This is a genomic window from Mitsuaria sp. TWR114 (genome assembly GCF_007997345.1).
In genome coordinates, this window is record NZ_VOSR01000309.1 from 1 (window position 1) to 739 (window position 739).

The window sequence follows — 739 nt, forward strand, 5'->3', positions numbered from 1 at the left end:
CCAGCAGGTTGCCCAGCACGCGCAGGATCTTCCAGCCCGGACGGGTTTCGCCGCGGGCCTTGGCCACGCCGACGAAGCTCTGCAGGCGGCCCTCCGCGTTGACGAAGCTGCCCGAGGTCTCGGTGAACGGGGCCGTGGGCAGCAGCACGTCGGCGAACTCGACCACCGGGCCGGCCTTGAACGGGCTCAGCACGACGACCATCTCGGCCGCGTTGACGGCCTTGGCGGCGGCGGCGGCATTCGGGCCGTCCAGCACCGGGTCGGTGTTCAGCAGCAGCAGCGCCTTGGCCGGCTGGTCGTTCAGCAGCTGGGCCGCCGAACGGCCGCCCTGCCCCGGCTGGGCCTTGACCAGCTGGGCGCCGACGGTGTTCGCCGCGGCCGACAGCACGCCGACGCTGGCGCCGGTCTGCTCGCCGATCCAGTTCGCCAGCGACAGCAGCGTCGCGGCCTGCGGATGCTGGATCGCGGCATTGCCCAGCAGCACGGCCTTGCGCTCGCCCGACAGCAGCGCGTCGGCGATCGCCTTGGCGGCGTCCGTCGCTTGGCCCTGGCTCGCTTGCGCCGGAGCGCTGACGCCCTTGGCGGCGCCGATCGCGGTGGCGACGTTGGCCAGTTCAGCGGCCCAAGCCGACGGCGCGGCGACGAGCGTCGAAGCGACCGTCATCTTCCAGTCTTCGACCGAGCCCCCCAGCGCGACGATCTGCGCGCCGCGGCGGGCGGCCTGGCGCAGGCGCTGCGC

Annotated in this window: 1 protein-coding gene; it reads right to left on the bottom strand. The window is 73.9% G+C overall.

Annotated features, from left to right (window positions below; translation table 11 throughout):
- Nucleotides 1–739 (bottom strand): molybdopterin-dependent oxidoreductase (locus FUT87_RS12735; protein WP_147241257.1); only part of this gene is annotated, 739 nt, incomplete at both ends.